Origin of the sequence: Lentilactobacillus kosonis (genome assembly GCF_003864335.1) — a bacterium.
Lineage (GTDB): Bacteria > Bacillota > Bacilli > Lactobacillales > Lactobacillaceae > Lentilactobacillus > Lentilactobacillus kosonis.
Genome location: NZ_BEXA01000017.1, coordinates 1 through 1,742, shown reverse-complemented (window position 1 = coordinate 1,742; position 1,742 = coordinate 1). Strand labels below are relative to the sequence as shown.

Here is a 1,742-nt window from a genome sequence, read left to right as displayed (position 1 = left end):
GGTAGACCTTTGAAAACTGAACAAAATTTTCGACAAACAAATGTGTAGGGTTCTTTGATCGTTAGATCAAAGACAAACAATTTGCGAAGTCAATTCGCTAGTAACAAAAAATAATCATGAGCTTACAAGCTTATCATTTTAAAATGAGAGTTTGATCCTGGCTCAGGACGAACGCTGGCGGCGTGCCTAATACATGCAAGTCGAACGCGTCTACGTTAATGAAATCAATGTGCTTGCACTGCGATGGATTTAACATTAGACGAGTGGCGAACTGGTGAGTAACACGTGGGTAACCTGCCCTCAAGCAGGGGATAACACTTGGAAACAGGTGCTAATACCGTATAACAACAAAAACCGCATGGTTTTTGTTTGAAAGATGGTTTCGGCTATCACTTGAGGATGGACCCGCGGCGTATTAGCTAGTTGGTGAGGTAATGGCTCACCAAGGCAATGATACGTAGCCGACCTGAGAGGGTAATCGGCCACATTGGGACTGAGACACGGCCCAAACTCCTACGGGAGGCAGCAGTAGGGAATCTTCCACAATGGACGAAAGTCTGATGGAGCAACGCCGCGTGAGTGATGAAGGGTTTCGGCTCGTAAAACTCTGTTGTTAAAGAAGAACAGGTGTAAGAGTAACTGTTTACACCGTGACGGTATTTAACCAGAAAGCCACGGCTAACTACGTGCCAGCAGCCGCGGTAATACGTAGGTGGCAAGCGTTGTCCGGATTTATTGGGCGTAAAGCGAGCGCAGGCGGTCTTTTAAGTCTGATGTGAAAGCCTTCGGCTTAACCGGAGAAGTGCATCGGAAACTGGGAGACTTGAGTGCAGAAGAGGACAGTGGAACTCCATGTGTAGCGGTGAAATGCGTAGATATATGGAAGAACACCAGTGGCGAAGGCGGCTGTCTGGTCTGTAACTGACGCTGAGGCTCGAAAGCATGGGTAGCGAACAGGATTAGATACCCTGGTAGTCCATGCCGTAAACGATGAGTGCTAAGTGTTGGAGGGTTTCCGCCCTTCAGTGCTGCAGCTAACGCATTAAGCACTCCGCCTGGGGAGTACGACCGCAAGGTTGAAACTCAAAGGAATTGACGGGGGCCCGCACAAGCGGTGGAGCATGTGGTTTAATTCGATGCTACGCGAAGAACCTTACCAGGTCTTGACATCTTCTGCTAACCCAAGAGATTGGGCGTTCCCTTCGGGGACGGAATGACAGGTGGTGCATGGTTGTCGTCAGCTCGTGTCGTGAGATGTTGGGTTAAGTCCCGCAACGAGCGCAACCCTTATTGTTAGTTGCCAGCATTTAGTTGGGCACTCTAGCAAGACTGCCGGTGACAAACCGGAGGAAGGTGGGGACGACGTCAAATCATCATGCCCCTTATGACCTGGGCTACACACGTGCTACAATGGACGGTACAACGAGTCGCGAAACCGCGAGGTCAAGCTAATCTCTTAAAGCCGTTCTCAGTTCGGATTGCAGGCTGCAACTCGCCTGCATGAAGTTGGAATCGCTAGTAATCGTGGATCAGCATGCCACGGTGAATACGTTCCCGGGCCTTGTACACACCGCCCGTCACACCATGAGAGTTTGTAACACCCAAAGTCGGTGAGGTAACCTTTTGGAGCCAGCCGCCTAAGGTGGGACAGATGATTAGGGTGAAGTCGTAACAAGGTAGCCGTAGGAGAACCTGCGGCTGGATCACCTCCTTTCTAAGGAATAATACGGAAACCTACACAT

The 1,742-nt window shown here is 49.9% G+C and carries 1 rRNA gene; it reads left to right on the top strand.

Annotated features, from left to right (window positions below):
- Positions 1–139 precede the first annotated feature (139 nt).
- Positions 140–1,714, top strand: a 16S ribosomal RNA gene (locus NBRC111893_RS10505).
- Positions 1,715–1,742: the final 28 nt, after the last annotated feature.